Origin of the sequence: Halomonas marinisediminis (assembly GCF_004347715.1) — a bacterium.
Classification (GTDB): Bacteria; Pseudomonadota; Gammaproteobacteria; order Pseudomonadales; family Halomonadaceae; genus Halomonas; species Halomonas icarae.
In genome coordinates this window covers 1-366 of record NZ_SLTR01000080.1, presented here as the reverse complement: position 1 = coordinate 366, position 366 = coordinate 1, and the positions used below count along the sequence as shown (strand labels likewise).

At 66.9% G+C, this 366-nt stretch carries 1 protein-coding gene; it reads left to right on the top strand.

Annotation, left to right across the window (positions count from 1 at the left end; translation table 11 throughout):
• Positions 1–366 (top strand): uroporphyrinogen decarboxylase family protein (locus tag E0702_RS15885; protein WP_306766927.1); only part of this gene is annotated, 366 nt, incomplete at both ends.

The following is a 366-nucleotide window of genomic DNA, read 5'->3' as shown; positions in this document are numbered from 1 at the left end:
ACATGATCGCCGGGCGCGGGACGCCAGACCAGGCCCCGGCGCACAAGCTGATGCGCGAGGCGCCCGAGGTGTTCGACGCGCTGATGGACCGGCTGACCGAGGCGACCATCGCGTACCTCTCGATGCAGATCGAGGCGGGGGCCGAGACGGTGAAGATCTTCGACAGCTGGGCCGGGTCGCTGAAGGGCGAGGCGTTCACGAAATACGCTCTGGAGCCGACGAAAAAGATCATCGCCGCGCTGAAGGCGAAACATCCCGACACGCCGATCATCGCCTTCCCGCGCGAGGCGGGCGACGGCTATATCGGCTTTGCCAAGGCCACGGGGGCCGATTGCGTCGCCCTGGACAATTCCGTCTCGGCGGCCT